The organism is Candidatus Thiosymbion oneisti (assembly GCF_004359955.1).
In the GTDB taxonomy this organism is placed as follows: domain Bacteria; phylum Pseudomonadota; class Gammaproteobacteria; order Chromatiales; family Chromatiaceae; genus Thiosymbion; species Thiosymbion oneisti.
The window spans coordinates 1-648 of record NZ_SMSC01000124.1 but is presented as its reverse complement, the minus strand read 5'-3'; the positions used below and the strand labels follow the sequence as shown (position 1 = coordinate 648).

Below are 648 nucleotides of genomic sequence, written 5' to 3'. Positions count from 1 at the left end.
CTGGGTCGAAGCCAGCGCGGAAGGGTGGATGGGACTGGAGATCAAGCGTGGGAAAACCCGCACGATCAGGCTGACGGAGACCGGAGCGAGGGTCGATTTTCTGGGCTACAGCTTCCGGAATGAGCGGGACCGATTCGGGCGTGCTAAGCGGTTCCTCAACGGGGTCCCCAGTGCCAAGTCATGTGCACGCGAGCGGGAGCAGTTACGCGCAATGATCAGCGCGGAACAGGGCCGGGTCCCAAGCTGATCACGCCGGTCAATCGTCAAGTCCGCGGCTGGGCCAATGACTTCGATCACGGTCGGAGTCGCCCCGCGTTTCGGGCCATGAATTGGTTCCTCCAACAGCGGATGGTAGGGCACCTGAAACGTCGGAGCCAGCGCCCCGATCGGCCACCAAAAGGGGTGACCTGGTATGCACATCTGTACAAGCAACTGGGCTTGGTGCAGCTCTGACGGCTGGTTCCCCCGGCGAGAGTTCGGAGGTGAAGACAGCAGGAAAGCGCCGTGCGGGAAAACCGCATGCTGCGTTTGAGGAGGGGGAGCAGGCGACCGCGGCTATGGTCTGGCTCGTGAGGCACCGCCACACGAAAGGGGCGGCAACGGATAGGCCACATCTAAGGACACGGGAACCTGCTCTCTACTCTACTG

2 protein-coding genes are annotated in these 648 nt (G+C 62.5%); both read left to right on the top strand.

The annotated features are described in order from the left end of the window. The coding region (locus E1958_RS21070; protein ID WP_208108635.1) for a hypothetical protein at nucleotides 1-247 on the top strand (247 nt) is incomplete at its 5' end. Continuing rightward, the gene (locus tag E1958_RS22215; RefSeq protein ID WP_207787998.1) at nucleotides 181-453 is read left to right on the top strand and encodes a group II intron maturase-specific domain-containing protein; all 273 of its coding nucleotides are present in this window, start codon (nucleotides 181-183) and stop codon (nucleotides 451-453) included. The genes E1958_RS21070 and E1958_RS22215, both read left to right, overlap by 67 nt. Nucleotides 454-648 lie beyond the last annotated feature (195 nt).

What these genes read in the sequence shown, in the direction of transcription:
- E1958_RS22215 (WP_207787998.1), top strand. Translation starts at nt 181, where the DNA reads ATGTGCACGCGAGCGGGAGCAGTTACGCGCAATGATCAGCGCGGAACA.